General features: G+C 65.9%; 24 protein-coding genes. 15 read left to right on the top strand and 9 right to left on the bottom strand.

Annotated elements, in window-relative coordinates; genetic code table 11:
- The first annotated feature begins 4 nt into the window (after positions 1–4).
- On the top strand, positions 5–1,258 hold the full coding sequence (locus tag AC07VL_RS23115; protein ID WP_494807931.1) for a DUF2863 family protein: 1,254 nt from the start codon (positions 5–7) through the stop codon (positions 1,256–1,258).
- 70 nt (positions 1,259–1,328) lie between these two features.
- Here the strand turns inward: AC07VL_RS23115 and AC07VL_RS23110 are convergent, their stop codons facing one another.
- Both AC07VL_RS23110 and AC07VL_RS23105 read right to left on the bottom strand, forming a co-directional pair.
- Complete coding sequence (locus AC07VL_RS23110) at positions 1,329–1,793, bottom strand: CYTH domain-containing protein (protein ID WP_494807930.1); 465 nt, start codon at positions 1,791–1,793, stop codon at positions 1,329–1,331.
- Between the two features lie 12 nt (positions 1,794–1,805).
- Positions 1,806–2,927, bottom strand: coding sequence for a M14 family metallopeptidase (locus AC07VL_RS23105; RefSeq protein ID WP_494807929.1), 1,122 nt, complete (start codon positions 2,925–2,927; stop codon positions 1,806–1,808).
- A 298-nt stretch (positions 2,928–3,225) separates the two neighbouring features.
- Between AC07VL_RS23105 and AC07VL_RS23100 the strand changes: the two genes are divergently transcribed.
- Together AC07VL_RS23100 and AC07VL_RS23095 are read left to right on the top strand one after the other, a co-directional pair.
- Positions 3,226–3,888, top strand: a complete 663-nt coding sequence (locus tag AC07VL_RS23100; RefSeq protein WP_494807928.1) for a TetR/AcrR family transcriptional regulator — start codon at positions 3,226–3,228, stop codon at positions 3,886–3,888.
- Positions 3,889–3,984: 96 nt separating this feature from the next.
- On the top strand, positions 3,985–4,356 hold the full coding sequence (locus AC07VL_RS23095; RefSeq protein WP_152281136.1) for a hypothetical protein: 372 nt from the start codon (positions 3,985–3,987) through the stop codon (positions 4,354–4,356).
- A gap of 63 nt (positions 4,357–4,419) precedes the next feature.
- Here the strand turns inward: AC07VL_RS23095 and scpC are convergent, their stop codons facing one another.
- Complete coding sequence (gene scpC / locus AC07VL_RS23090; protein WP_494807927.1) at positions 4,420–5,916, bottom strand: succinyl-CoA:acetate CoA-transferase ScpC; 1,497 nt, start codon at positions 5,914–5,916, stop codon at positions 4,420–4,422.
- A 161-nt stretch (positions 5,917–6,077) separates the two neighbouring features.
- Here scpC and AC07VL_RS23085 point away from each other — a divergent pair, with 161 nt between their 5' ends.
- Positions 6,078–6,971 carry a LysR substrate-binding domain-containing protein gene (locus AC07VL_RS23085; RefSeq protein WP_494807926.1) on the top strand — a complete coding sequence of 298 codons (894 nt, stop codon included), beginning with the start codon at positions 6,078–6,080 and terminating at the stop codon, positions 6,969–6,971.
- 53 nt (positions 6,972–7,024) lie between these two features.
- Here AC07VL_RS23085 and AC07VL_RS23080 read toward each other — a convergent pair whose 3' ends face one another.
- Positions 7,025–8,326 carry a sugar MFS transporter gene (locus tag AC07VL_RS23080; protein ID WP_494807925.1) on the bottom strand — a complete coding sequence of 434 codons (1,302 nt, stop codon included), beginning with the start codon at positions 8,324–8,326 and terminating at the stop codon, positions 7,025–7,027.
- Positions 8,327–8,762: 436 nt separating this feature from the next.
- On the opposite strand from AC07VL_RS23080, the gene AC07VL_RS23075 reads away from it, so the two are divergent.
- On the top strand, positions 8,763–8,996 hold the full coding sequence (locus AC07VL_RS23075; RefSeq protein WP_494807924.1) for a DUF3563 family protein: 234 nt from the start codon (positions 8,763–8,765) through the stop codon (positions 8,994–8,996).
- Between the two features lie 111 nt (positions 8,997–9,107).
- Positions 9,108–9,635, top strand: coding sequence for an NADPH-dependent FMN reductase (locus AC07VL_RS23070; RefSeq protein ID WP_494807923.1), 528 nt, complete (start codon positions 9,108–9,110; stop codon positions 9,633–9,635).
- 60 nt (positions 9,636–9,695) lie between these two features.
- On the opposite strand, the gene AC07VL_RS23065 is transcribed toward AC07VL_RS23070, so the two are convergent.
- The 4 genes from AC07VL_RS23065 to AC07VL_RS23050 form a co-directional block, all read right to left on the bottom strand.
- Positions 9,696–11,402, bottom strand: coding sequence for a lactate permease LctP family transporter (locus tag AC07VL_RS23065; protein ID WP_494807922.1), 1,707 nt, complete (start codon positions 11,400–11,402; stop codon positions 9,696–9,698).
- A 93-nt stretch (positions 11,403–11,495) separates the two neighbouring features.
- Complete coding sequence (locus AC07VL_RS23060) at positions 11,496–12,941, bottom strand: LutB/LldF family L-lactate oxidation iron-sulfur protein (protein WP_494807921.1); 1,446 nt, start codon at positions 12,939–12,941, stop codon at positions 11,496–11,498.
- Positions 12,938–13,654 (bottom strand): LutC/YkgG family protein, encoded by a 717-nt coding sequence (locus tag AC07VL_RS23055; protein WP_494807920.1) that lies wholly within the window; start codon positions 13,652–13,654, stop codon positions 12,938–12,940. Before AC07VL_RS23055 ends, AC07VL_RS23060 begins: the two co-directional genes overlap by 4 nt.
- Positions 13,651–14,454, bottom strand: coding sequence for a (Fe-S)-binding protein (locus AC07VL_RS23050; RefSeq protein WP_494807919.1), 804 nt, complete (start codon positions 14,452–14,454; stop codon positions 13,651–13,653). Before AC07VL_RS23050 ends, AC07VL_RS23055 begins: the two co-directional genes overlap by 4 nt.
- 135 nt (positions 14,455–14,589) lie before the next feature.
- On the opposite strand from AC07VL_RS23050, the gene AC07VL_RS23045 reads away from it, so the two are divergent.
- From AC07VL_RS23045 to AC07VL_RS23005, 9 genes are all read left to right on the top strand, one after another.
- A complete protein-coding gene (locus AC07VL_RS23045) occupies positions 14,590–15,300 on the top strand; it encodes a FadR/GntR family transcriptional regulator (protein WP_494807918.1) in 711 nt (236 codons plus the stop codon).
- A gap of 96 nt (positions 15,301–15,396) precedes the next feature.
- The gene (locus AC07VL_RS23040; RefSeq protein WP_494807917.1) at positions 15,397–15,822 is read left to right on the top strand and encodes a hypothetical protein; all 426 of its coding nucleotides are present in this window, start codon (positions 15,397–15,399) and stop codon (positions 15,820–15,822) included.
- A 258-nt stretch (positions 15,823–16,080) separates the two neighbouring features.
- A complete protein-coding gene (locus tag AC07VL_RS23035) occupies positions 16,081–16,863 on the top strand; it encodes a TorF family putative porin (RefSeq protein ID WP_494807916.1) in 783 nt (260 codons plus the stop codon).
- 57 nt (positions 16,864–16,920) lie between these two features.
- Complete coding sequence (locus tag AC07VL_RS23030) at positions 16,921–19,014, top strand: methyl-accepting chemotaxis protein (protein WP_494807915.1); 2,094 nt, start codon at positions 16,921–16,923, stop codon at positions 19,012–19,014.
- Positions 19,015–19,225: 211 nt separating this feature from the next.
- The gene (locus AC07VL_RS23025) at positions 19,226–19,846 is read left to right on the top strand and encodes a hypothetical protein (protein WP_494807914.1); all 621 of its coding nucleotides are present in this window, start codon (positions 19,226–19,228) and stop codon (positions 19,844–19,846) included.
- Positions 19,847–19,990: 144 nt separating this feature from the next.
- Positions 19,991–21,019: an acyl-CoA dehydrogenase family protein gene (locus tag AC07VL_RS23020; protein WP_494807913.1), complete on the top strand. Its 1,029-nt coding sequence runs from the start codon at positions 19,991–19,993 to the stop codon at positions 21,017–21,019.
- Between the two features lies 1 nt (position 21,020).
- Complete coding sequence (locus tag AC07VL_RS23015) at positions 21,021–21,791, top strand: PIG-L deacetylase family protein (RefSeq protein ID WP_494807912.1); 771 nt, start codon at positions 21,021–21,023, stop codon at positions 21,789–21,791.
- Positions 21,788–22,432 carry a class I SAM-dependent methyltransferase gene (locus tag AC07VL_RS23010; RefSeq protein ID WP_494807911.1) on the top strand — a complete coding sequence of 215 codons (645 nt, stop codon included), beginning with the start codon at positions 21,788–21,790 and terminating at the stop codon, positions 22,430–22,432. The genes AC07VL_RS23015 and AC07VL_RS23010 overlap by 4 nt, the downstream gene beginning before the upstream one ends.
- Entirely contained in the window at positions 22,429–23,145 is a 717-nt protein-coding gene (locus AC07VL_RS23005) for a glycosyltransferase family 2 protein (RefSeq protein ID WP_494807910.1), read from the top strand. Before AC07VL_RS23010 ends, AC07VL_RS23005 begins: the two co-directional genes overlap by 4 nt.
- Positions 23,146–23,316: 171 nt before the next feature.
- Here AC07VL_RS23005 and AC07VL_RS23000 read toward each other — a convergent pair whose 3' ends face one another.
- Positions 23,317–25,329, bottom strand: coding sequence for a S9 family peptidase (locus AC07VL_RS23000; RefSeq protein WP_494807909.1), 2,013 nt, complete (start codon positions 25,327–25,329; stop codon positions 23,317–23,319).
- Positions 25,330–25,644 lie beyond the last annotated feature (315 nt).

The raw sequence follows: 25,644 nt of genomic DNA, 5'->3' as shown, positions 1-25,644 counted from the left end.
CGCTATGCGTCGTCCTTCCAAAGATTCATCCCATAAACTGACTGCCGACAGCCAGCGCCTGGTCACCTTTGCCCAGGCGATCGTACAGGCAGCCAGCCGTCTCGAAGAGCGGTCCTGGGAACACAGCCTGGATACGCAGCTCCAGAAATTACTCAAAACCGGCCACCAGGACACCATCGACAACACCCTGGGCAGCCTGTTCAAGGAAGACTTGAACGCCTACGACGTGCTGATGGACTGCGTTGAAGCCGTCAGCGAATCGACCGTCATCACGCATGAAGACGTGCGCTACGACGCCCTGCTGGTGGCCGTGCCCATCCTCGCGTGGACGCGCTTTTCCATCGCCTCCGGCCCCATGGCCGGCGACGCGCACGGCGTCTTGTCCGCGCATTTCGCCGCCCACCTGCTGGCCGACGGCACGAAGATGGCCATGGCGCCGACCCTGTATTCGATCGACCAGTTGCCACGCAGCCATGTCGAAACCTATGCCAAGACGCAGAAGCTGGCGCAAGCCGCGCTGAAGGGCACGGCCGTCAAGCCGTCAGGCAAAGACGCGGAAACGGCGCCCTTCCTGGCCGACACGCGCTACCTGCTGGTGGCCGTGGTGGCGCCCGCCGGCGCGCCGCTGTTCCGCTGGCAGACGCCGGCCAGCCAGCTCGACTTCATCGCCGAGCGCAGCGCCGCCCTGGAACAATGGCGCACGCAGGCGACGCCGACCATCGCCCGCCTGCTGCCCGGCTGCGGCCTGGAACTGCTGCTGCCGGAAGCATATTATGTGGCCTGCCGCGAAGCCGATAAGCTGATCCGCCCCGTCTCCGTGCGCGCCGCCGTGCACTACCTGACGCACACCCTGGCCATCGAGCCGTCGGAACTGCGCGCCGTGATCGCCGGCTTCGGCGAGGAAGCGGCCGACGGCCAGGTGGACGAATACCGCATCGCCTTCACCCTGCGCCAGGCGCCGGACGTGATCTACGGCATCGTCTGGCCTTTGTACGGCCAGGAAGACGAGGATGGCACGCCGATCGAAGGCCTGATCCAGGTCGGCATCGCCGCGCTGGACAAGCAGAAGACGCCCGTCGATGAGATTATCGAGCACCTGAACGCGGCCGGCGTGACGCAGATCAAGCGCCATGCGGAACGCTTCGTCGGCGAATACTGCGACGACTGCGGCGCGCCCCTGTTTGCCGATCCCGTCGGCGAGCTGGCGCATGCGGAAATGCCGGAAGATACGCCGCAAGGCACCGAGCACTTCCACTAAATCGTGCAGACGTAAAAAAGGCGGAACCTTTGGTTCCGCCTTTTTCATTGCAACGCCATTTAAAACACCATCACCACTGCGAGAACGGGTGGCGGATCAGATTCGCGTTGTAGTAACGGGCGTCGCCCGACACTTCCGCGCCTATCCATTCCGGCTTCTCGAATGGCTGGTCTTCCGACGCCAGTTCGATCTCGGCCACGATCAAGCCTGCGTTGGCGCCCAGGAACTCGTCGACTTCCCACACCATGCCCGCGTGTTCGATGCGGTGGCGGTATTTTTCGATCAGCGGCTGTTCGCACAGGCCATCGAGCAACTCGACGGCATCGGCCAGCGGGATCGGATACTCCCACTCGCCGCGCGAGGCGCCCACGTTGGCGCCCTTGATGGTCAGCATCGCCTGTTCGCCTTCGATGCGCACGCGCACCACGCGCTCGCGCGCCGACGACAGATAGCCCTGGCGCAGCAGCACCGCCTGCCCCAGGCCGCGCCAGGCGTCGCCGGCCAGCAGGAATTTACGCTCGATCTCGATACCCATGAACAACGCCGATCAGTCCAGCGACAGCAGGATAGGCTGCAGCATGGCCGCACCCAGGGCCGCGCTGCGCGCGCCGTTCCAGCCGACGGCCGGATCCGGCAAGTCCGCGTTTTCCTTGAACGGCATTTCCAGGGTCAGCGCCAGGCAGCCGAAGTGGTGGCCGATGTATTTCGACGCCAGGGTCAGCATGTCCGACTTGTACTTGCTGGCCGCATAGCCGAACTTGTCCTGGAAATCGGGGCTGGCCTGCTTGTAGCGCTCGATGAAGGCCTTCTGGTGCGCCGCTTGCTCTGGCGTAAAGTTTTCCAGCATTTCGTTGCCGGCCACAAAGTTGTACGGCAGCGCTTCATCGCCGTGGATGTCGAAGAACATGTCGACGCCCGTTTCGTGGATCTTGTTTTTCACGCACAGCACTTCCGGGCTGGACGCCAGCGTTGGCGTCATCCATTCGCGGTTCAGGTTGGCACCGGCCGCATTCGTGCGCAGGTTGCCGCGGATGGAGCCGTCCGGGTTCATGTTCGGCACGATGTGGAACACGGCGCGCTGCAGCAGCTTGCGCGCGATCGGGTTGGCGTCGTCCAGCAGGGAGTCGATCAATCCTTCGACGAACCATTCGGCCATCGATTCGCCCGGATGCTGGCGCGCGATGATCCAGATCTTCTTTTCCGCCTGCGGGTTGCCGATGGTGACCATGTTCATGTCGCGGCCATCGACCGTGCTGCCCAGGTCGGAGACGCGCGCCAGCGGATGCTCGGCCACTTCGCCCAGCAGGCGCAGGTGGCGTTCCCACGAATACGGCTCGAAATAGGCGTAGTAGACGCTATCGAGTTCCGGCGTGTGCGAGATCGTCATGACCTGGCCATCGAACGATGTCGGCACGCGGAACCAGTTTTCGCTGTCGTAGCTGGCCACGGCCTGGTAGCCTTCATAGCCGGCCGGATAGGTGGCCTGGCCGGCGTTCAGGAAGCGCATGGTGCACGCCTGGCCACGGGCGCCCTGCAGGCGGAAGTGGAACCACTGGTGGATGTCGGCGTGGCTGTCCTTGCGCAAGTTCAGGTCGATGGCGCCGGCACTGGCGGCGCTCACCACATCGATGGCGCCCGAGTCGAAGTTCTGGCTGATTTTAATGGTCATGTATTGATCCCGTCCTAGGTAAGTGTTCCGGCGCCGCCTCGTGGGCGAGCGCCGTTGCGCTAAACGCAGTGTAAGCTATCCCGCTATTTTCCGCCCTTTGGCCCCGTTCGCAAAGCCTGGCAGCCAGATTTGTGCACCAATCCGGGGCATCGATGGCAAAGCACCGGGCAAAAGCGCGAAAAATCGGCCAGCTGTCGCATCTACCGGACAAAAATCTGATTTGTAACAATGCCAGACACATTGGCAATGCACGGCAGCCCTATAATTCTTGCTTTCATAGAGTCGCCAGGAAAGAGTCGTGGACAAGAAGTTAACTAATATTCAGGAAAGAAAGTTACGCGAGGCTCAGGCGCGGCGCGAGCACATCATCGACGTCGTCAAGGATCTCATCAAGAAGGGCGGCGCGCGCGCCGTCTCCATCCGCAAGGTGGCCGAAGCGGCCGGTTTTTCCACCACCGTCGTGTACGCGCTGTTCCGCGACAAGGCCACGCTGATCGCCCAGGCCATGGACAAGGACTTGCTGGAACTGGTACGCGCCATGCGCGATGCCTGCGCCGGCAGCACCGAGCCGTGGGAACGCATCAGCCTCGTCGGACGCGCCTACATCGAGTACGGCTTCCAGCACCCCGACGAATACTCGCTGATCTTCATGGAGTTGCGCCCGCACGCGGAAATCGACGCCGTCGAAGTCGAGCACGGCAATATCGAGCAAGACCCGTATGCCTACGCCCTGCACCTGTTCGGCGAGCTGGCGCAGGCAGGCCAGGTGCGCCAGGACGAGGCGTCCCTGCATGCGATGACGCAGATTTTCTGGCAATCGCTGCACGGCCTCGTGTCGCTGCGCATCGTCATGGATGCGGGCGATCCGTGGACGCCGCACCCGGAAATGCAGCAGCACATCGACGACTTGCTGGCCGTCGTCACGGCAGGCATCCGCCTGCGTTTTGCTGCCGCTTCCTGACGTTTGATCCAGCACAAACCGCGCTGGCGAAAAAGGCGGACAGTGGAGTCAAGCCGCCTGCGCTGGTGCAGCACGGCTGGCGCGAAGGAGCGTGAAATGAACGAAGCCTATGCCACGGACCGGCTTGACAAACAGCAAAGCGCGCACAATGCTGTCCGTATGGAAGCGCGGCTGACAAAACTGGAAACGGACCGGGAACATGACCGGCAATGGTTCAAGACGCTCGAACAGCGTCTTGGCGATGGCCTCGACAACGTGCGCACGGAGTTGCGCGACGAATCGCAGCTGCTGCGCGCCGACCTGACGCAATTTCGCGGCGACCTGCGCGGCGACTGCCATGCCCTGCGCACGGAACTGGGCGACATCCGCAAGCACATGCATACCCACTTCCTGTGGTTCATGGGCATCCAGGCCACCACCACGTTTGCCCTGCTGGGCTTGGGCGCCAAGGCGCTGCACATGTATTAAGTCATGGAAAAAGGCAGGCGCGGTGCTGCACCGCCCTGCCCTGTGTTGTGCGCTGACGCGAGCTTACTGCGCTGCCAGCATGCTCTGCGTTTCCTGGTAGCGCGTATGCCACGCCAGCGCCTCTTGCAGGATGTGCGGCGTGTGCCCGCCGCGCTGGCATGCCGCATCATAATACGCGCGCAATTGATCGCGGTAATCGGGATGGGTGCAGCGCTCGATGATCAAGGGCGCCCGCTCGCGCGGCGCCAGTCCGCGCAAGTCCGCATAACCCCATTCCGTCACCAGCACGTCGACGTCGTGCTCCGTATGGTCCACATGCGACACCATCGGCACGACGCTGGAAATGCGCCCGCCCTTGGCCGCCGATTTCGACACGAACATCGACACTTGCCCATTGCGCGCGAAATCGCCCGAGCCGCCGATGCCGTTCATCATGTGCGTGCCGCACACGTGCGTGGAATTGACGTTGCCGTAGATATCGAACTCGAGCGCCGTGTTCAGGGCGATGATGCCCAGGCGGCGCACGATTTCCGGGTGGTTGCTGATCTCTTGCGGGCGCAGCACGATCTTCGAGCGGTAGTGGTCGATATTCTCCATCAGCTTCTGGTGCACGGGGGCCGACAGGGTGATCGACGAAGCCGAGGCAAATGCCAGCTGGCCCGAATCGAGCAGCTCGATGGCGCTGTCCTGCAGCACTTCCGAATACATGGTCATGTTGCGGAAAGGCGAGCCGATCAGGCCGTGCAGCACGGCATTGGCGATGGTGCCGATGCCTGCCTGCAAGGGCAGCAATTCCGGCCCCATGCGCCCGGCCGCCACTTCGCCTTCCAGGAAGGCGATCACGTGGCCGGCGATGGCCTGCGTTTCCGCATCGGGCGGCAGGGCGTTCGACGGGCTGTCGGGGCTGTCCGTGATGACGATGGCGGCGATGCGGGCCGGGTCGATGGCGATGGCCGTGCTGCCCAGGCGCTGGTCGACGCGCGTGAGGGGAATCGGTTCCCGGCCCGGCAGGGTTTGTGGAATATAAATGTCGTGCAAGCCTTCCAGCGCCAGCGGCGTGGACAGGTTGATTTCGATGATGACTTGCGTGGCCTGCTGGGCAAAGGCGGCGGAATTGCCCACCGACATGGTCGGGATGATGGCGCCCGCGGCCGTGATGGCCGTCGCTTCGATGACGGCGATGTCGACGGCAGCCAGGTTGCCCGAGCGCAACTGCTCGGCCGTTTCCGACAGATGCTGGTCGATGAACATGACTTCACCGTTATTGATCTTGCCGCGCAGCACAGGGTCGACCTGGAAGGGCATGCGGCGCGCCAGCACGCCCGCCTCGGCCATCAGGCCGTCGCTGCCATTGCCCAGCGAGGCGCCCGTGATCAGGGTCAGGCTCAACGGGTCTTGCAGGGCGCGCTCGGCCAGCGCGCGCGGCAGGGCCTTGGCGTCGCCGGCACGGGTAAAGCCGCTCATGCCGACGCGCATGCCGTTGTGGAACAATTTGGCGGCCTCATCGGCGCTCATGATTTTATTCAGCAAGCCTGGGTGGCGGATACGGTCCTCGTACATCGTGATGCTCCTGATCTTCTTAATATTCTCAAACTGGATGGCTGTCATACACCAGCCCCATAAGTGGATTCAGTATAAAATCCCGGCTATATGCATGGCATGAATTAATTTCGCTACATCCAGTCGATATTTTCATGTTTTGCCAATGCCGAGCACCCATCTTGGATATCCGTTCCCTGCGCTATTTCGTGGAAACCGTGCGCCTGTCGAGCTTTACGCAGGCGGCCGAATCGCTGCACCTGACCCAGTCCACCATCAGCAAGATGGTGCGCCAGCTGGAAGACGAGGTGGGCGCGCAGCTACTCGTGCGCGACGGGCGCAAGCTGACCCTGACGGACACTGGCCGCATCGTCTACCAGCACGGCCAGGAAATGCTGGCCAATATGCGCCAGCTGACGCTGGAAGTGCGCGATACCCAGGCCTTGCAGCGCGGCAGCCTGACGGTGGGCATCCCGCCCATGATCAATGTGCTGTTTACGCCCGTGTTGAAGGCCTTCCGCGCGCGCCACCCGCACATCAGCCTGACCCTGCAGGAAGACACGGGCCAGCAGATCGAGCGCAAGGTGGCGGGGGGCGAGCTGGAAATCGGCATGACGGTGCTGCCCGCCGACCCGGAGCTCGATCTCGTGACGGTGGCCGTCGCCAGCTACCCGATCTGGGCGCTGGCCGAGCCGGGCACGTTCCAGAAAAACCGTAAGACCCTGCCCTTCAGGGCGCTGGCCGAGCTGCCGCTGGTGCTGCTGAAAGACGAGTTTGCCCTCACGCGCAGCCTGCGCCAGCATTTCGCGCAGGCCGGCTTCACGCCGACGATCGCCGCGCAGAGCGGACAATGGGACTGGCTGGTGGCGATGGCCTCGGCGGGCCTGGGCGTGGCCCTGCTGCCCGAGCCGTTCATCCACCGCCTGGCTGGCGAACCCCTGGAGACGGTGCGCATCGTCGAGCCGGAGGTGGCGTGGCAGGTGGCGCACATCTGGAGCGGGCGCTATCTGTCGCATGCGGCGCGCGCCTGGCTCGAGGTGTGCCAGGACGTGCTGGGCACGCCGTTCGCGCACTGACGCAAAAAAAGGGTGGCCGAGGCCACCCTTTTGCTTGATCACGGCAGCGCGGCTTACTTGGCGTCGCCGTTGTACATGCTGGCGTATTTCCAGCCGAAGTACAGGATGAACGTGTAGCACAGGGCCGGCACGAGGAAGGACAGCTGCAAGTTGATGTGGTCGGCCAGGAAGCCCTGGATGAACGGCACGATGGCGCCGCCCACGATGGCCATGCACAGGATGCCCGAACCCTGCCCCGTTTGCGCGCCCAGCTTGTTCAGCGCCATGCTGAAGATGGTCGGGAACATGATGGAGTTGAACAGGCCGACAGCGATCAATGCCCACATGGCCGTGTGCCCGCTGGAGAAGACGGCGACGAGGATCAGCGCGATGACGACGGCGGCGTTGAAGGCCAGGGTCTTGCCCGGGCTGACATAGCGCATCACGCCAAAACCGACGAAACGGCCCAGCATGGCGCCACCCCAGTAGTAGCTGACGAAATAGGCGGCGTCGGCGTGGCTGAGGCCCGCGATATGGCTCTCGCCCATGAAGTTGATCAGGAAGCTGCCGATGCTCACTTCACCGCCCACGTACAGGAAGATGGCCAGCGCGCCCAGCACCAGGTGGCGGTGCGACCAGATCGACACCTTGTGGCCATCCTGCGCCAGGGCCGCAGCATCGTCGGCATGCGAAATCTTCGGCAGCTTGGCCAGCGCGAACAGCACGGCCAGGATCACCAGGGTGGCGGCCAGCGCCAGGTACGGGCCCTGCACGGCGGCCGCCTCCTTGGCGCGGTAGGCCAGCTGCTCGGCGGCCGGCAGCAGGTCGAACTGCTGCACCGTCAGCACGGTGCCAGACAGGATCAGCATGCCGCCCAGCGCCGGCGCCACGGTGGTGCCCAGCGCATTGAACGCCTGCGTCAGGGTCAAACGGCTCGACGCCGTCTGCGGGTCGCCCAGTTCCGTCACATAGGGATTGGCGGCCACCTGCAGCACGGTGATGCCGGCCGCGAGGATGAAGAAGGACAGCAGGAACAGCGCGTAGCTGCCCGTGGAGGCGGGATAGAACATGGCGCAGCCGGCGGCGGCGATCAGCAGGCCCGCGACGACGCCGCGCTGGTAGCCGATGCGCTTGATCAGCATGCCGGCCGGCAGGGAAACGATGGCGTAGGCGCCAAAGAAGCAGAACTGCACCAGCATCGCCTGGACGTAGGTCAGGGTGTAGATCGAGCGCAGATGGGGAATCAGCACATCATTGAGCGAGGTCAATAACCCCCACATGAAAAACAGCACCGTGACAATGATCAGGGCGCCCGTATTGTTTTGCGTGCCGGCCCGTGCGAACTGTGCGCCCTGGCCTTGCTTTACGTATTCCATACCTTCTCCATTTTTCAAATCCAAGTTTTGTCTTGCCAGGCAGGCAGCGCTGCCATCAAGGCTGCACCGGAACGCGCCAGCACCTACGCCAGACATCAGCGCAGGCTATGACTGCCATCAATAATCCGCAGCAGGCATGGCGCCATCCTCGCGCGGCAGGCGCACGGCCGGGCATTTCTTGCCGGAACGTAGTTTTTGCGCGCAGCACGTCTGCGGGCCGCGTCTGAAAACAACATCCTGGCAAAAACGTCTTGTAGTAAAACTACGATACTGCGCCCGCATTATGCCCGAAAGCCCCGCAATGCGCAGCTTTCGCGCCTGTTATTTCAAAAATGAATAGCTGACATTTGAAATCAAAAGTAGTCTTATATCTTAGGATTGGTATACTTATGTTGCAGTGCAGCACATCGCGGCACGCCACTCACAGGAGTTTGCCATGTCTACCGCATTTACCTATCACACCACGCAAAACAACAATATCGTCGCCACCCTCGTGCACGCCGCGAAACGCCTCGGCACATGGCTGGCGCAAAACAGCGACCATCGCGAACGCGCTTACGAAGAAGCCTACCTGGCCGAATCGACCGACCGCTACGACCTGGAATACCGCATGCGCGAACTGGCCCGCGCCAACCCGCAACCGAGCTGGATGAGCGGCCTGAGCCGTTAAGAGTGCCGCCATACCCGGCCACTCATCGTAGCCCCTCATCGGCTGTCGCAACACCGATAGCGCCATCCTGCTCGCCTTGCGCTTGAGCACGGGATGGGCTATACAGGCGGGATGCACACACTTCTCTCCATCCTCGCCATCGCCGGCAGCCTGCGCGCCGCCTCCCTGAACACCGCCCTGCTGCGCGCCATCGCCAAGCTTGCCCCGGCGTCATTCGACATCCGCATTTATCAGGGGCTCGGCGACCTGCCGCTATTCAATCCCGACCTCGACGCCGACAGCCTGCCGTCCGTGACGGGCCTGCGCGACGCCATCCTGGCGGCCGACGTGCTGATGCTGGCCAGTCCCGAATACGCGCACGGCGTGAGCGGCCCCATGAAGAATGCGCTGGACTGGATGGTGGGAAATGAATCGTTTATCGACAAGCCGCTGGTGCTGCTGAACGCCTCGCCGCGCGCCACGCATGCGCAGGCGGCCCTGCGCGAAACGGTCGGCACCATGTCGGCGCGCCTCATCGACGATGCCTGCATCAGCCTGCCCCTGCTGGGGTCGGGACTCGATGCGGAAGGCATCGCCGCCGACCCGGCATTGCGCCAGGCCATCCTCGGCATGCTGCAGTGCGTCAGGTCATTTTCATGACCTTCTGCACGTTTTACTGGAAAATCATCTAGTTTTACTACGTACTTCTACGCACTGGCCTCAACGCGGAATCATGCCCGTCAACACGTACGCCTGCAGCATGGTGATCACGCCGATGATGATGGCAAACAGCAGGCTGTGCTTCAGGGTAAAGCGGAACAGGTCCGATTCCTTGCCCACCAGGCCAGTCGCGGCACACGCGACGGCGATCGACTGGGGCGAGATCATCTTCGCCGTCACGCCGCCCGTCGTATTGGCCGCCACCAGCAAGGTGTCGGACACGCCGATCTGGTGCGCCGTCGTGTTTTGCAAGGAGCAGAACAGGGCGTTCGAGGACGTGTCGGAGCCCGTCAGGAAGACGCCCAGCCAGCCGAGGAAGGGCGAGAAGAAGGGGAAGGCGGCGCCGCTGCCGGCCAGCAGCAGGGCCAGCGTGGACGACATGCCCGAGTAATTGGCCACGAAGGCAAACGCCAGCACGAGGCCGATCGACAGCACGGGGCGGCGCAATTCCACCATGGTTTCCACGAAGGCCCTGGCGCCATCGCGCGGCTTCATGCGCAGCATTAGCATCGACAGCACGGCCGTCAGCAGGATCGCCGTGCCCACGGCCGACAGCAGATCGAGCTTGAACACGGCCTCATATGCCTTCGGCGCGGCCACGATGGGCATGGTCTTCATCACCAGCTGGTCAAGGTAGGGCACGTGGATCTTGATCACCAGGCCAGACAAGGCGCCGCCGGCCGCAAACAGGGCCTTGAAGCCGGGCAGGCTCCACACGGTGACGATGGCCGTCAGCAGGCCGAACGGCGCCCAGGCGCGCATGGTCTGCGCCGTCGTGTAGGGCGAGGCGGCGCGGTTGCCGGCGCCGCGCAGGTCCGAGGCACCGCCCGCGCCGCCAAAACCGGACAGCGCGGCCGTGCCGCCGCCGACGGCATGGGCCACTTTCGCGTTCTTCGGCTGCCACACCTTCAGGAACAGGGTCAGCGACACCAGGCTGACGAGGGCCGAGGTGATGTCCGGCAGTTCGGGGCCGATATGGTTCGACGTGAAGTACTGGGTCACGGCAAAACTGAAACCCGTCACCAGGGCGGCCGGCCACACTTCGCGCACGCCGCGCAAGCCATCCATCATGAACACCAGCCAGAACGGCACCAGCAGCGACAGCAGGGGCAGCTGGCGGCCCGCCATGGCGCCGATCAGGAAGGGGTCGATGCCCGTCACCTGCCCCGCCACGATGATGGGGATGCCCATGGCGCCAAAAGCCACGGGCGCCGTATTGGCGATCAGGCACAGGCCCGCCGCATACAGGGGGTTGAATCCCAGGCCCACCAGCAGCGCCGAGGTGATGGCCACGGGCGCGCCGAAGCCGGCCGCCCCTTCCAGGAAGGCGCCGAAGGCAAAGCCGATCAGCAGCACCTGCAGGCGCTGGTCATCCGTCACCGACAGCACGGAGGCACGGATGATCTCGATCTGCCCCGTCTTGACGACGATTTTATACAGGAAGACGGCCGTGACGATGATCCAGGCGATGGGCCACAAGCCATACGCAAAACCGTAGCCGGCCGCCGCCAGCGCCTGCGGCACGGGCATGCCGTAAGCGAAGATGGCCACGGCCAGTGCCAGCGCCAGGGTGACGGCGGCCGCCACGTGGCCCTTGATGCGCAGCGCCGCCAGGGCGATGAAGAAGAAAATGATGGGAACGGCTGCCGCCAGCGACGACAGCCACAGGCTGCCGAGCGGGGTGTAAAGTTGGGTCCAGGTGTGCATGTCGGGTCTCCTCCGGTGGATGCGGGTTGAGTGAAAAAACGGCTTTTGATGTAATTGTGTGCAGCGTGTTTTTTACGGGCTTGCGGGGCCTGGCTATTCCGCCTGCCCCCTTGCATCGAGCAGGTCGGCCAGGCTGTGCGGCGCCGGTTTTAAAGGCTCGCGGTGCTGCGTCCAGCCCAGCTGCTGGCCAGGCGTGAGCCTGCGCAGCCGCGTGGCGGCCCAGCGGAACAAACGGTAGCTGACGGGGCGCGCGAAGGCGCCGCTCCAGAAGCGCCAGATCAGGCTTTCGCCCCGGCTGAATTTGGCGCCCTGCCCGCGCAGCGGATGCGCCACCTGCTCTGCCGGATTGCGGTTCGCTTCCGTGCGCAGGCGCACCAGCAATTGCGGTATCGGGATGCGCACGGGGCACACTTCGCCGCAGGCGCCGCACAGGCTGGACGCCGTGGCCAGGTCCGCCGTCGCGTCCAGCCCCAGCAAATGGGGCGAGATGATCTTGCCGATCGGCCCCGGATACGTGGTGCCATAGGCGTGACCGCCGATGCGCGTGTAGACGGGGCAGTGGTTCATGCAGGCGCCGCAGCGTATGCATTGCAGGGTGGCGCGCAGTTGTTCGTCCGCGTAGGCCTGGCTGCGGCCGTTATCGAGCAGCACCAGGTGCACTTCGCGCGGCCCATCGAGCTCACCCGCCCGGCGCGGGCCGGAAATCAGGTTGAAATACGTGGTGATGGCTTGCCCGGTGGCGGAGCGCGTCAAGAGGCTGGCCAGCGGCACGATGTGTTCCAGCTTGGCGACCACTTTTTCCATGCCCATGATGGCGATGTGCACCTCCGGCACGGACGTCGTCAGCCGGCCATTGCCCTCGTTTTCCACCAGCCACAGGGTGCCCGTGTCGGCCGCCGCGAAGTTCACGCCGGACAGGCCGATGTCCGCCTCGACGAAGGCCTGGCGCAGGGCGCGCCGGCCCGTCTGGATCAGGCTATCGACGTCTTCCGTGTAGGGCGCGTCGGGGATGTGCTCGGCGAACAGGCCGGCGATGTCCGCCTTGGTCTTGTGAATGGCCGGCATGACGATGTGCGACGGCTTTTCGCCTGCCAGCTGGACGATGTATTCGCCCATGTCCGACTCCAGGCAAGTCATGCCGCGCGCTTCCAGGTAGTGATTGAGCTCGATTTCCTCGCTGGCCATCGACTTGCCCTTGATGCAGCGCGTCGCCTGATTGCGCTGTGCGATGGCGTGGATGATGGCGTTGGCCTGCTCGCCATCCTCGGCCCAGTGCACCTGCACGCCGGCCGCCGTCAGCCGCTCTTCCAGCTGCACCAGCAGATCGGGCAGGCGCGCCAGCGCGTGCCGGCGCACGGCCTCGCCGATGTCGCGCAGGCGCTCCAGCTCGTCGCCGTCGGAGAATTGCGCCGTGCGCTTGTCCTGCAAAAAATCCATGGCGCCGCGAAAGCTCTGGCGCAGCTTCGGGTCGTCCAGCGCGGCGCGGGCGCGCGCATGGAAGTCGGCCGGCTTGACGAATTGCAAGGGCTTGGCGTTCATGGCTGGCCTCCTTCCTGGGCAGTCAAATCATCAACGATCAGCACCCACAGCCAGCGCGGGCCGTGCGCGCCATAGGCCAGGGTTTGCTGGATGTCCGAGGTTTTCGAGGGACCCGACACCAGCACCAGATTCGATGGCATGCCATCGGCCCAGCGCTCGGCGCGCGCCGCCGCGTGCAAGTCCACGTGCAGGCTGCTCGCATACACGAGACAGACGTGCAGGGGCGGCGCCAGCGACACCGTGCGCGGCGCTGCCGCGTCGGGCGCGATGACGAGGGTGCCGGTGGCGGCGATGCCGGAACGCGCGACGGTCAACCCCGCGTCGACGGTGTCGAACAATTCCCCCTTCCACTGCGCCAGCGGACGCTCAAAAGACAGCGCTGACACGCCCTGCGGCAAGGCGGCGCGCAAGGCGCGCCCTTCGGCGCTGGCAGTATCCACCAGCAGGCGGTGCACGCCGTGCGCGCCGAGGCGCTGCGCCAGCAGGGCGGGCCAGGCGTCACTGCTCACGCAATCGACTTCCGCATGCGCCGCGCGCAGGGCTGCCTGCATGGCCGCTATCCTGGCGCGCGCCGGCAGCGGCGCGGCGGCGCGACGGGCCTGGTAATGGTTGTCGATGGCCGTATCGATGAACTCCACCGCTTCGGGGGCGGAGGGCTTTGCTGCGCGCAGGCGTCCCAGCATGCGTTCGCGGGCAGTCAATGTCGTACTCATGGCGCACCTCCCGTGCGGCGCCACAGGAAGCTGGCCAGGTGCTCGACGGGCAGCGGCGCGCCCTGGTGCCGGGCGGCGTGGCCGATATTGAGCAGGCAGCCGCAGTCGGCCGAGACGAGCCGGTCGCAGCCCGTGGCGCAGGCCGAGGCGATCTTGTCGCTGACCATGGCGCCGGAAATATCCGGGTGTTTCAGTGAGAACGTGCCGCCGAAGCCGCAGCATTCCGATTCGCGCTGATGCTCGATGCGCGTCACGCCAGGCAAGGCGTCGACCAGGGCCACGCCGTGCACCCGCGTGCCCATTTCGCGGCGCGCGCCGCACGAGGTATGCAGCACCACGCTTTCATCCGCCTGGGCGGAAGCGGCCATGGCGGCCAGGTCGAGCTTCAGCACGCAAACGAGAAATTCGCTCAGCTCATACACGCGTTCGGCCAACTCGACCGCCTTGGGGCCGGCCACCGGGTCATCCTGGAACAGCTGCGGCCAGTGGTGGCGCATCATGCCGGCGCAGGAGCCGGACGGCACGATGACGGGCCAGGGCTGCGCAAACAGGTCGAGCTGGGCGCGGGCCACGGCGCGCGCCTGCTCGGGATTGCCGCTGCTGTAGGCGGGCTGGCCGCAGCAGCTCTGGCCGCGCGGATAATGCACCAGCAAGCCTTCCCGTTCCAGCAGGCGCACGGCATCGAGCCCCGCCTGCGGCACGAACAGGTCGACCAGGCAGGTGGCGAACAGGTACACCTGGAGCGGTGCGGGCGGATAGCGGCGTGGTATGTGACGTGGCTGGCGCGGGTCTGGCTGCATGACGGTGTCTCCCGGCGCTCTGCGTGCTGCTGCGGCGCCGCTGTGTGTTGTTAAGAATGACTGGTTCACGCATAATTCCAGCTTCCGGGAATCACTTCAAATTGCTCGGACCACTTTAAAACAACAGGCGAGACGATGGCGACAGGCATGCAGACGCGGGGCAGGGTCGAGACGGTGATGCGCAGGCTGGAAACGGCCCTGCTGGACGGCAGCTTGCCGGCGGGCGCGCAATTGCCGGCCGAGCGCCTGCTGGCGCAGCAATACGGGGTCTCGCGCAATACCGTGCGCGAAGCGGTGCAGCGCCTGGCGGCGCGCGGCCTCGTGCGCAGCCGGCGCGGGGCCGGCGTGTTTGTCACGGATCAATTGCGTACGGGCATGGCTTCGCCGTGGAGCCAGCTGGTGGCAGACCACCCCGCCCTGCGCGACGACATCCTGGAATTTCGCCGCGTGCTGGAAGGGGCGACGGCCTACTTTGCCGCGCAGCGGGCCAGCCCGGGCGAGCGAACGCACATCATGGATCTGCTGGTGGAACTGGAGCGCACGCGCGCGGACGACGACAAGCACGGCGAGGCGCTGGCCGATGCGCGCCTGCATGAAACCATCGCACAGGCGTCGCACAACACCATGTTCTTGCACTTGCACACCAGTATCATCGGCATGCTGCGCGAACACATCACGCTCAACGGCACGGGCTTGCGCCAGCAGGACGACGCCACCTCGCAGCAGTTGCTGTCGCAGCACCGCACCCTGTGCGAGGCCATCTGCGCACAGCAGCCGGAAGAAGCGCGCACGGCCATGCAAAGCCATATCGACTTCGTGCGCGCGCGTGTGGCCCACGACGACTGAAGCCACTGGTAGGACCAATGGCAGCCGCGCCGGCGGCGGGCCACGGCGGCGGCGAAAACTGCTACCATCGCGCGCCGCCATTGATTTCATCCTGCCATGACCGTCCTGAGCCATACCCACCCGCTGGTCGTCCAGCTGGAAAATGCCTTGCTGCCCCTGTTCCGCGCGGCGCTGCCGCAACTCACCGCAGGCGCGCCGCAGCTGCTGGCCTCCGTGTTCGCCTTTTCCAGCGGCACGGCCGATGCCTTCCTGGCGTACCACTTCGGCATTTCCTGCCTGCTTGACAATATTCCCGACGACCAGCCGGAAGAGGTCGCCCTGATCGTCAGCGTTGCCGGTCTCGACGCCAGCGCCCGGCTGGACGCCAAAGTGGTCTGGGGCCAGCCTTCGGGCGCCGTGGAAGCGCAGGCGGACCTGGAGGAAGCGAACCTGGCCGTCCTGCTCGCCGCCCTGCCCGGCCTGCTGGCCGCCTTGCGCCAGGCCGCATGCCGCGGCGCACCGCCGATTGTGACAAGCGCATGAAAAAGTGCAGCTAAACAACAACTTACAATTTCCTTGTCGCAACTTTGTTGACTTGCGCTAGTCCCAGCCTCTATCCTTTCAGTTACGTTTGGTGAGAATGTGTGCATGTTCTCGCGGCCGCCTGCCGGCCGCCCGGCGTGCATGACGCCATCACCTTCCGGCCCTGACCCAAGTCCTTTCCGCCGTTGCAACCACCAGGACAGCGCGCTGCGACAGCCGCTGCCAGCAAATACGGAGCCGACTGCCATGCGAGCGATCATGTACCCCCTTTTCATTACCCTGCTGGGCTGCGCCGCGCTGGCCGCCCCGGCCGCGCACGGGCAAACGGCACCATCCGGCGATGGCGCCGCCACCGTCAGCGCCAATGCCACCCTCGCCTCGCAATACATCTCGCGCGGCTTTCGCCAGACCTGGGGCAAGCCCGCCCTGCAGGCGGGCGCCGACTACGCACACCCGAGCGGCTGGTCGCTGGGCACCTGGGCTTCCACCGTCAGCGACCGCTACATCCAGGACGCCACCGTCGAGTGGGATATCTACGGCGGCTACGGCGGCACGGTAGGTGAGTTGGGCTACAGCGTGCTGGCGTATTACTACAAGTATCCGGGCGCCGTCTACCGCGCCACGGGCGTCAAGTACGACTATGGCGAACTGTCGCTGGGCCTCAGCTACAAGATGCTGTACGCCAAGTACAACCGCACGGTGACGCGCGATTTCTTCGGCATCGTCAATGCGCGCGGCACGGGCTACCTGGACGTGGGCGCGAATGTCGACCTGGGCCATGCCTGGACCCTGAACTTGCACGCCGGCAATGGCCGCGTGGCGGGCGCCGGCAACGCCATGTGGAACTGGCACGACGCCAAGGCCGGCGTCACGCGTACCTTCGACGGCGGCTGGAGCCTGAGCGGCGCCGTGACGCGCGCCTGGGGCGCCACCGACGCCTACGACCATTACACGCTGGGCATCCCGGATGCGGCCGGCAAGTTCGACATCTCGAACCCGGCCGCGGCCACCTTCGTGCTGGCCGTCAGCAAGACTTTCTGAGCACGCCAGCCGCGCCGCCCATGACACCGATATCCCTCCCTACCAAGGAACAGCATCATGCAACTCTCACTGAACAGTAAAATCTGCGTCGCCGCCACCGCGCTGGCCGTCCTCAGCCTGGGCGTCACGGCCGCCGTGATCGGCTACAAGAGCAGCGCCAGCGCCGAGGCGGCCGCCCTGGACCTGGCGCGCACGTCGGCGCGCGAAGTGGCCGGCGCCCTGCAGGCGCGCATCGCCAGCAACCTGTCCAGCGTCTCCAGCCTGGCCGGCGCCATGCGCGGCACGAAAAGCGCGAACCTGCCCCTGCAGCGCGAGCAGATCAACGAACTGACGAAGGCCACCCTGACCAGCTCAGAAGACTTGCTCGGTTCGGCCGTGACGTGGGAGCCGAACGCGCTCGACGGCAAGGATGCGGAATTCGCCAACCAGAAGCCGAATTACGACGCCAGCGGCCGCTTCATGCCCTACTGGACGCGGGGCGCCGGCGGCAAGCTGCAGGTCGAACCCATCGTCTTCGACCCGAAACCGGGCGCCAACGACTGGTATGACGTGCCCAAGCGCACGGGCAAGACGTATTTTACGGAGCCGTACATCTACCCCGTCGACGGCAAGAATGTGCTGATGGCCTCGCTGGTGGCGCCCATCATGATCGACGGCAGCTTCAAGGGCACGGCCAGCGCCGACTTCATGCTCACGCGCCTGGCGAAGATTCTCGCCGACCTGAAAGTCATCGAGGGCGGCAAGCTGGCCCTGATTTCGAACGGCGGCCTGTATGCCAGCCACCCCGTGCCCGAGCGCCTGGGCAAGAAGGCCGACGACGTGCCGGCCGCCGGCCTGGACAAGGTGCGCCAGGGCCAGCCGTATGAATACGAGGACGACAAGGGCTACATCCACCTGCTGCAGCCGCTGCAGATCCACCCTGACATCGCGCCGTGGAGCGTGGAACTGAACTTCCCGAAAAGCGTGGCCACCGCCTCGGCGCGCGAGCTGATGACCTACACCCTCATCGTCGCCCTGCTGTGCGCGGCGGCCACGGCCGGCATCCTGATCCTCGTCGTCAACCAGCTGACGCGCCCCCTGCGCACCCTGGGCCGCACCATGACGGACCTGTCCAGCGGCGACGCGGACCTGCGCGTCAAGCTGGAAGTCAAGGGCACGGACGAGCTGGCCGTCATCGGCAAGGGCTTCAACCAGTTCGTGGAAAAGATCCACGCCGTGCTGCTGCAAGTGCAGGCCAGCGCCGACAATGTGGCCCGTGCCAGCGCGGAAATTGCGCAAGGCAATAACGACCTGTCGGCCCGCACGGAACAGCAAGCCAGTTCCCTGGAAGAAACGGCCGCCTCCGTGGAAGAACTGACGGGCACGGTGAAGGAAAACGCCGACCATGCGCGCCAGGCGAACCAGCTGGCAGCGTCCGCCTCGAGCGTGGCCCAGAAAAGCGGCGAAGTGGTGGGCAAGGTGATCGAAACCATGACCTCGATCAATGACTCGTCGAACAAGATCGTCGACATCATCAGCGTCATCGACGGCATCGCCTTCCAGACGAATATCCTGGCCCTGAACGCGGCCGTGGAAGCGGCGCGCGCGGGCGAACAGGGGCGCGGCTTCGCCGTCGTGGCGACGGAAGTGCGCAATCTGGCGCAGCGCTCGGCGGCGGCGGCCAAGGAAATCAAGCTGCTGATCGACGATTCCGTCGGCAAGGTGGCCGCTGGCAGCAAGCTCGTCGATGAAGCGGGCGCCACCATGGAACAGGTGGTCGACAGCGTGCGCAAGGTCACCGCCATCATGGCCGACATCAGCGTCGCCACCACCGAGCAAAGCGACGGTATCGCCCAGGTCAACCAGGCGCTGGCGCAGATGGATGGCGTGACGCAGCAAAACGCCGCCCTCGTCGAGGAAGCGGCGGCGGCCGCCGAAAGCCTGCAAGACCAGGCCAGCCACCTGGCCGACGTGGTCAGCGTATTCAAGCTGGGCGAACAGGCGCGCCAGGTGGCCGCGCCCGCGGTGGCGCCAGTGGCGCCCGCCGCGCCGCCGCGCGTGCCGCCGGTAAAAACACCCGCCGCCGGCAAGCGCCTGACCGCCGCCAGGCCCGCCCCCGCCGAACGCGCGCCGGCCAGGGCGCCGGCCGGCGACGACTGGGAAGAGTTCTAGACCGCGCGCATGCCACGCCAGGCCGGCGCAGGCGCGGCCGGCCTGGCTGCCCCTGCTCCGATGGCCGGCAAGGCAGCATACGGACAATGCCAAAAAAATATTGATTAGAATCAAGCCGCGAAGACATTCGGTGAGAATTGCGCCCCATCCCTCCTTCTATACTGGGCCCGCGCCTACGGCACGCATGCTTGCCGACATAAAGGGATGTGGCATGAAAAAAACAGTGGCAATATTGTTGACGTCCGGCAGCGCACTCCTGGCTGGCTGCGGCGGCGATGGCAGCGAAGCACGCAATTCCATGGCAGGCACGATCAGCAACGCGCCCGCCCTGGCGGCCTATGTGGGCACCTGGCAAACCCCATGTGACGGTCATGAGCGCCAGGTCCTGGTCGTCGCGCTGCAAGCCGATGGCAGCGGCGCCCTCGAACTGACGCCCACCACCGAGACCTACCTCAAGGCCGGCTGCAGCGGCCCCGTGCTGGCCACGGAAACCCTGAGCGCGAAGATCGGCGCGGTGCCGGACGGCGTGGCCGACATCGTGATCAAGTTGAGCGGCAGCGACGCCGCAGCCAGCGTACGCATCGACAAGCTCACCCTGTCCATCCCCGCCTACACCTTCAACGTGGCGGGGCCTGGCGTGGAATACGTGATACATAATGACCAACAGCAATGGTGCACCGACCATGAAGGCGGCTCCACCTGCGTCGACGACGATGGCATGCACAAGGCATACACCGTCGCCGGCGGCATGGTGTTGAGCAATAACAAGCTCTACACCGTCGTCTGGAACGGCAGCGACTACGTGCCCGACACATTGTATGTAAAACAGTAAGCGCCGCCACTGCCGCAGGACAGCCCGGCCCTGCGGCCTCCTCTCGCGTCCCCGGCAGTCACCATCCTTGCATCGCGAATGTGCAGAAGCGAACATACATTGCAAAAGTAGAAAGCTATCCTGTTGAAAAAACAGGAGCTTGCCATGTCGTCCACCGCCTTTTCCCTGCCGTCCAGCCTCGCCCTGAGCGCCCTGCTGCGGCCGTACGAGGATGATTTCTCCCCTGCCGCCGGCTTGCGGCGCCTGCTCGATGCGGGACTGGACCGCTTGCCGCTGCCCGGCCATGGCGCCACCCTGCAGCGCTGGCAGGCGCTGGCCGCCGTGGCCGCCATCGACCTCTCCCTGCTCAAGCTGTACGAAGGCCATACCGACGCGCTGGCCATCCTGGCGGAAATCGACGGTCCCGGCGCGCCGGCCGGCAGCAGCTGGGGCGTCTGGTGCGCGGAAATGCCCGGCGCGCGCGTGAAGCTGCAGCAGATGCCCGACGGCCGCTACCGGCTCGATGGCCGCAAGGCCTGGTGTTCCGGGGCCAGTAGCCTCAGCCATGCCTTGATCAGCTGCTGGAATGACGATGGCCAGGCTTGCCTGGCCTCCGTGGCCTTGGCGCAGCCCGGCGTGCACGTCACGGACGAAGGCTGGCACGCGGTGGGCATGGCGGCCTGCGCCAGCGTCGACGTGACGTTTTCCGCCGCGCGCGTCTTTCCCGTCGGCGCGCCGGGCGCCTACCTGGAGCGGCCCGGCTTCTGGCATGGCGGCGCCGGCATCGCGGCCGCCTGGTATGGCGCCGCCTGCGCCATCGCCAGCCACCTGCATGCGCGCGCCCAGCATGCCGCCCCCGATCCCGTGCGCCTGGCGCAACTGGGCCAGATCGACTGCGCGCTGCGCGCCGCCGGCGCCCTGCTACGCGAAGGCGCGGCAGAAATCGACCGCCATCCGCAGCGCGATGCCATGGGCCTGGCCCTGCGCCTGCGCCTGGCAGTGGAAGACGCGGCCACCCTGGTGCTGCACCTGGCCACGCGCGCACTGGGCGCCGGTCCGCTATGCCGCGATGCGCGCTTCGCCCGCCTGGCGGCCGACCTGCCCGTGTTCCTGCGGCAGAGCCATGCCGAACGCGACCAGGCCGTGCTGGGCGGCATCGTCGCCGGCGCCGAAGACCATCCCTGGGCGCTCTGACATGTTCGCCCATCCCGACGCGCATGCGCGCACCATCGAAGGCAGCGGCACGCCGGACCACGTCTGGCGCGCCTGGGCCGGCATGCACGACGTGCCCCTCATCGGCGCGGACGAACTGGTGCCGCCGGGAACGCGCGCCGTCATCGTCGCGCCCCATCCCGACGATGAAATCCTCGCCTGCGGCGGCCTGCTGCAGTTGCTGGCGGCACAGGGCAGCGAGCTGCTGCTCGTCGCCGTCACGGACGGCGACGCCAGCCATCCCGGCTCGCCGCTGTGGCCGCGGGAGCGCCTGCGCCGCGTGCGTCCGCAGGAATCCGCGCGGGCGCTGCAAACGCTGGGACTGGCGCCGCCGGCCTGGCTGCGCCTGGGCCTGCCCGATGGCGGCGTCGCCGGCATGACCCCGGAGCTGAGCGCCACCCTGGCCGCGCAGCTGCGTCCCGGCGACCGGGTGCTGACCACCTGGCGCCTGGACGGCCACCCGGACCATGAAGCGTGCGGCTGGGCCTGCGCTTCGGCGTGCTCGGCCAGCGGCGCCACGCTGGTGGAAATGCCCGTCTGGGGCTGGCACTGGGCCGCGCCGGGCGATGCCCGCATCCCGTGGCACCGCGCGCGCCGCCTGCCGCTGTCGGCGGACAGATTGCGGCGCAAGCGCGCCGCCTTGCGCTGCTTCGCCAGCCAGATGCAGGGCGACCCGTCGACGGGCCATCCCGCCATCGTGGCCGGCGACGCCCTGCAGCGGCTGCTGCACGCCTGGGAGGTATATTTTTTATGAACGCAGCGGCCACCCCGGACGACCAGCGCGGCGTCTATTTCGAGCAACTGTATTGCCAGGATGCCGATCCGTGGCTGGTGCGCCAGCGCTGGTACGAGGAGCGCAAGCGCGCCCTGCTGCTGGCCAGCCTGCCGCAGCGGCGCTACCGCCACGCGTATGAACCAGGCTGCGGCAACGGCGAGCTGACGGTGGAACTGGCGCGCCGCTGCGATCGCGTGCTGGCCGCCGACCTGTCTGCCGAAGCGCTGCGGCTGGCGCGCCAGCGCCTGCTCGACGCGGGATGCGACGCCAATGTCAGCCTCGCGCAGCACCGGCTGCCGCAGGACTGGCCGCGCATCGCGCCCGGCGCAGAAAAATTCGACCTGGTCGTCCTCAGCGAGCTTGCATATTACCTGTCGCCGCAGGAGCTGGCCCGCGTGGTCGAGCACTGCGTCGCCAGCCTGGCGCAGGGCGGCAGCATCGTCCTGTGCCACTGGCGCGCGCCGTTCGCGCAGCGCATTCTCTCGACCGTGCGCGCGCATGCCGCCTTCCAGGATGCCCCCGGCCTGCACCGCGTGCTGCGCCACGAGGAGACTGACTTCCTGCTGGGGATCTGGTCGAACGACGCGCGCTCGGTGGCGCAGCGCGAGGGCTTCGCATGATCGGCGTGGTGGTGCCCGTGCATGACGAGGAAGCCTGCCTGGGCGCCTGCCTCGACGCCCTGCGCGCCGCCGCCACCTGCCCCCTGCTGCGGGGCGAAGCGGTGTGCATCGTCATCGTCCTCGACGCCTGCCGCGACCAGTCGCAGCGCATCGTGCTGGCGCACGCCATGCAGGCGGACCTGCGCTGGCGCCTCGACTGCATCGCCATCGAGGCGCGCAACGTGGGCGCCGCGCGCGCCGCCGGCGCCCGGCTGCTGCTGCAGCGGGGCGCCCGCTGGCTGGCCTTCACCGATGCCGACACGCGCGTCTCGCCCGGCTGGCTGAGCACCCAGCTGGCACTGGACGCCGATGCCGTCTGCGGCACGGTGGCGGTCGACGACTGGTCGCCCCACGGCGACAGGGCCGGCGTCCTGCGCGCGCATTTCGCGCAGACGTACACAGACGCGGACGGCCACCGGCATGTCCACGGCGCCAATTTCGGCGTGCGCGCCAGCGCCTACCTGCGCGCCGGCGGCTTCGCGCCCCTGGCCTGCAGCGAAGACGTGGCCATGGTGGCCGCGCTGCAGGCCAGCGGCGCGCACATCGCCTGGAGCGCCGCCCCGCGCGTCGTCACCAGCGCACGCCGCCAGGCCCGGGCGCGGGGCGGTTTTGGCGATACCTTGCTGCAGGTGGCGGCGGCGCTGGACGCTGCCCCGCACCTGACGCTGACGTAGGTTTCAGGCAAAAAAATCGCCGGAGCGGAAATGCTTCCCGGTCCGGCGATCCGCCGTGGCCTGCTGCCATGCCTGCTCCGTCACAACAGATAACGGCCGCATCCGGGTTTTGCTGGCGAGCCCCGGTTCACGGCTCAGGTCCAGTCCGTACAAGCCCGTGCAACGTCACCTCTAGCGCATGGCCTCTGCCAGTCCCGGGGCGAACTCGGCGCCGTGCTTGACCTGCGCGGTCGATGCCTTCAGGGTGGCACCGATCGGTTCGGCGCGGCCATCGAGGCATTTGCCGAGGAAGTTTTCCGTCACCGCATTGAAGGCGATATTGTTGACGGGCCGGGCAAAGCCATGGCCTTCGTCGGGGAACAGCACGTAGGTGACGGGAATATTCTTCGCCGCCATGGCCGCGACGACCTGGTCCGACTCGGCCACGTTCACGCGCGGGTCATTCGCGCCCTGGCCGATCAGCAGCGGGCGCTGGATGTTCTGCGCAAAGTTCAGCGGCGAGCGCTCCTTCAGCAGCGCCTTGCCCTCTTCCGTAGTCGGGTCGCCCATGCGCTTGTAGAACTGCTGCTTGCCCGCTTCCCAGTAGGGCGGGATGGTTTGCAACAAGGTGAACAGGTTGGACGGGCCGACGATATCGACGCCGCAGGCGAAGGTAGTGGGCGTGAACGCCATGCCGGCTAGGGTGGCGTAACCGCCATACGAGCCGCCCATGATGGCCACCTTGTCGGCCGTCGTCACGCCGCTCTTCACGGCCCATTGCACCGCGTCGAGCAGGTCGTCATGCATCTTGCGGCCCCACTGCAGGTCGCCGGCCGAGATGAATTGCTTACCGAAACCCGTCGAGCCCCGGTAGTTCACCGACAGCACGGCGTAGCCGCGGTTGGCCAGCCACTGGTGATAGCTGTTGTAGCCGTAGGTGTCGCGCGCCCAGGGACCGCCGTGCACCAGCAGCACCATCGGCACGGCGCGGGTGGCCTGGCCGCTGGCATTCGCCTTCGATGCCTGCGGCAGGGTCAGGTAGGACACCAGGGTCAGGCCATCGCGCGCCTTGATTTCCTGCGGATACATGGGCACCAGCGGCGCGCCGACCAGTTCCGGCCGCGTGACGTACAGCTGCGTGAGTTTCTTGCTCTTGCGGTCATACAGCCAGCTCGATGCGGGCGCCGTGACGGCGTCGACGCCGACGAGCCACTTGTCGTCCGCTTCCGTGCGCGACGTCACGTTGAACTGGCCCTTGGTATGTTGCTTCAGGAAGGCCAGGTCGGCCTTCAGCTCGTCCGTCAGCGGCAGGTATTCCTGCTGCAGGTAATCGACGGAATAGGCCTGCACGCGGCCCGTGCGCGTGTCGTACAGCGCATCGGCAATGTCGGCGCGCGGGTCTTGCGCCACCACCGTGGTCTTGCCGCTGGCCACGTCCTGCGCCAGCAGCGCCGAGGTGTTGCGGCCGCGCGAATCGGTCCAGTACAGGGTCTTGCCGTCGACCGTAAAGGCCAGCGGCGCCGTCGTCTGCGAATCTTCCAGGCCCACTTCCGCCAGCGGCGTGCTCTCGACCTTGCCGTGCGTGATGCGGAAATACTGCATGCCGCCGTCGGCCCGCGCCTTGCTGGCGATGCGCAGATTGAGCAGTTCATCGGCCAGGTAGCCGCCATAGCCGTCGTTCTGCTCCACCAGGGTCAGCTTGCCGCTGGCCAGGTCCAGGCTGTAGACGTCATGCCAGCGCGCATCACGGTTATTGATGCCGATCAAGATGCGGTCCTTGACCTTGCTGCTGATCTGGATCACGCGCACGCGGGTCTTCTCGAAGGGCGTGTAATTGATCTGCTTGCCGGTGGCCACGTTCACGCCATACAGCAGGAAATTTTCATCGCCGCCCTTGTCCTGGATGTACAGCAAGGTCGTCGAATCGGGCGACCAGAAGCTGCTGCGGATGGGCCGTACCTTTTCTTCCGTCAGCGGACGCGCCTGCGCCAGGTCGCTGGACGGCGCCACCCACACATTGAGCACGCCGTCGCGCGGCGCGATCCACGACAGCCACTTGCCGTCCGGACTGATGCGCCCGCCGGACTTGCTGGGATTGCCAAAGATCTTCGCCCGCTCGATCAGCGGCGTATCGTTGACTGGGGCTTGGGCATGGGCCGGCAGTACGCTGGCAAACAACAGGGCAGGCAGGGCATAGCGAATCATGGACACCTCATGGTTGTTGAATGAAGGGAAAACATAATAATTGTGCACGTGCCAGCACATGATAGGCGAAAGCCATGTTGCCAGGTTGATTACGGCGATGAAGGACGAAAATCGGGGGATGGACGGGAAGAAACGGGGAATGGAACGCGGTGCCGGCCAGGCGACTGCCGGCGCGCGGCAGACGTGACGGGACGGAGAAAAGAAAAAGGCCACTCCGAAGAGTGGCCTAAGTCCTTGATTCTATTGGTCGGGGCGAGAAGATTCGAACTTCCGACCCCATGCACCCTACACGACGACACCAAGCCGTAAGCCGCA

The sequence above is a fragment of the Janthinobacterium sp. GW821-FHT03C08 genome, assembly GCF_059420905.1.
Note: the sequence above shows the minus strand (reverse complement) of the source record. Positions and strands in the feature narration are given on the sequence as shown.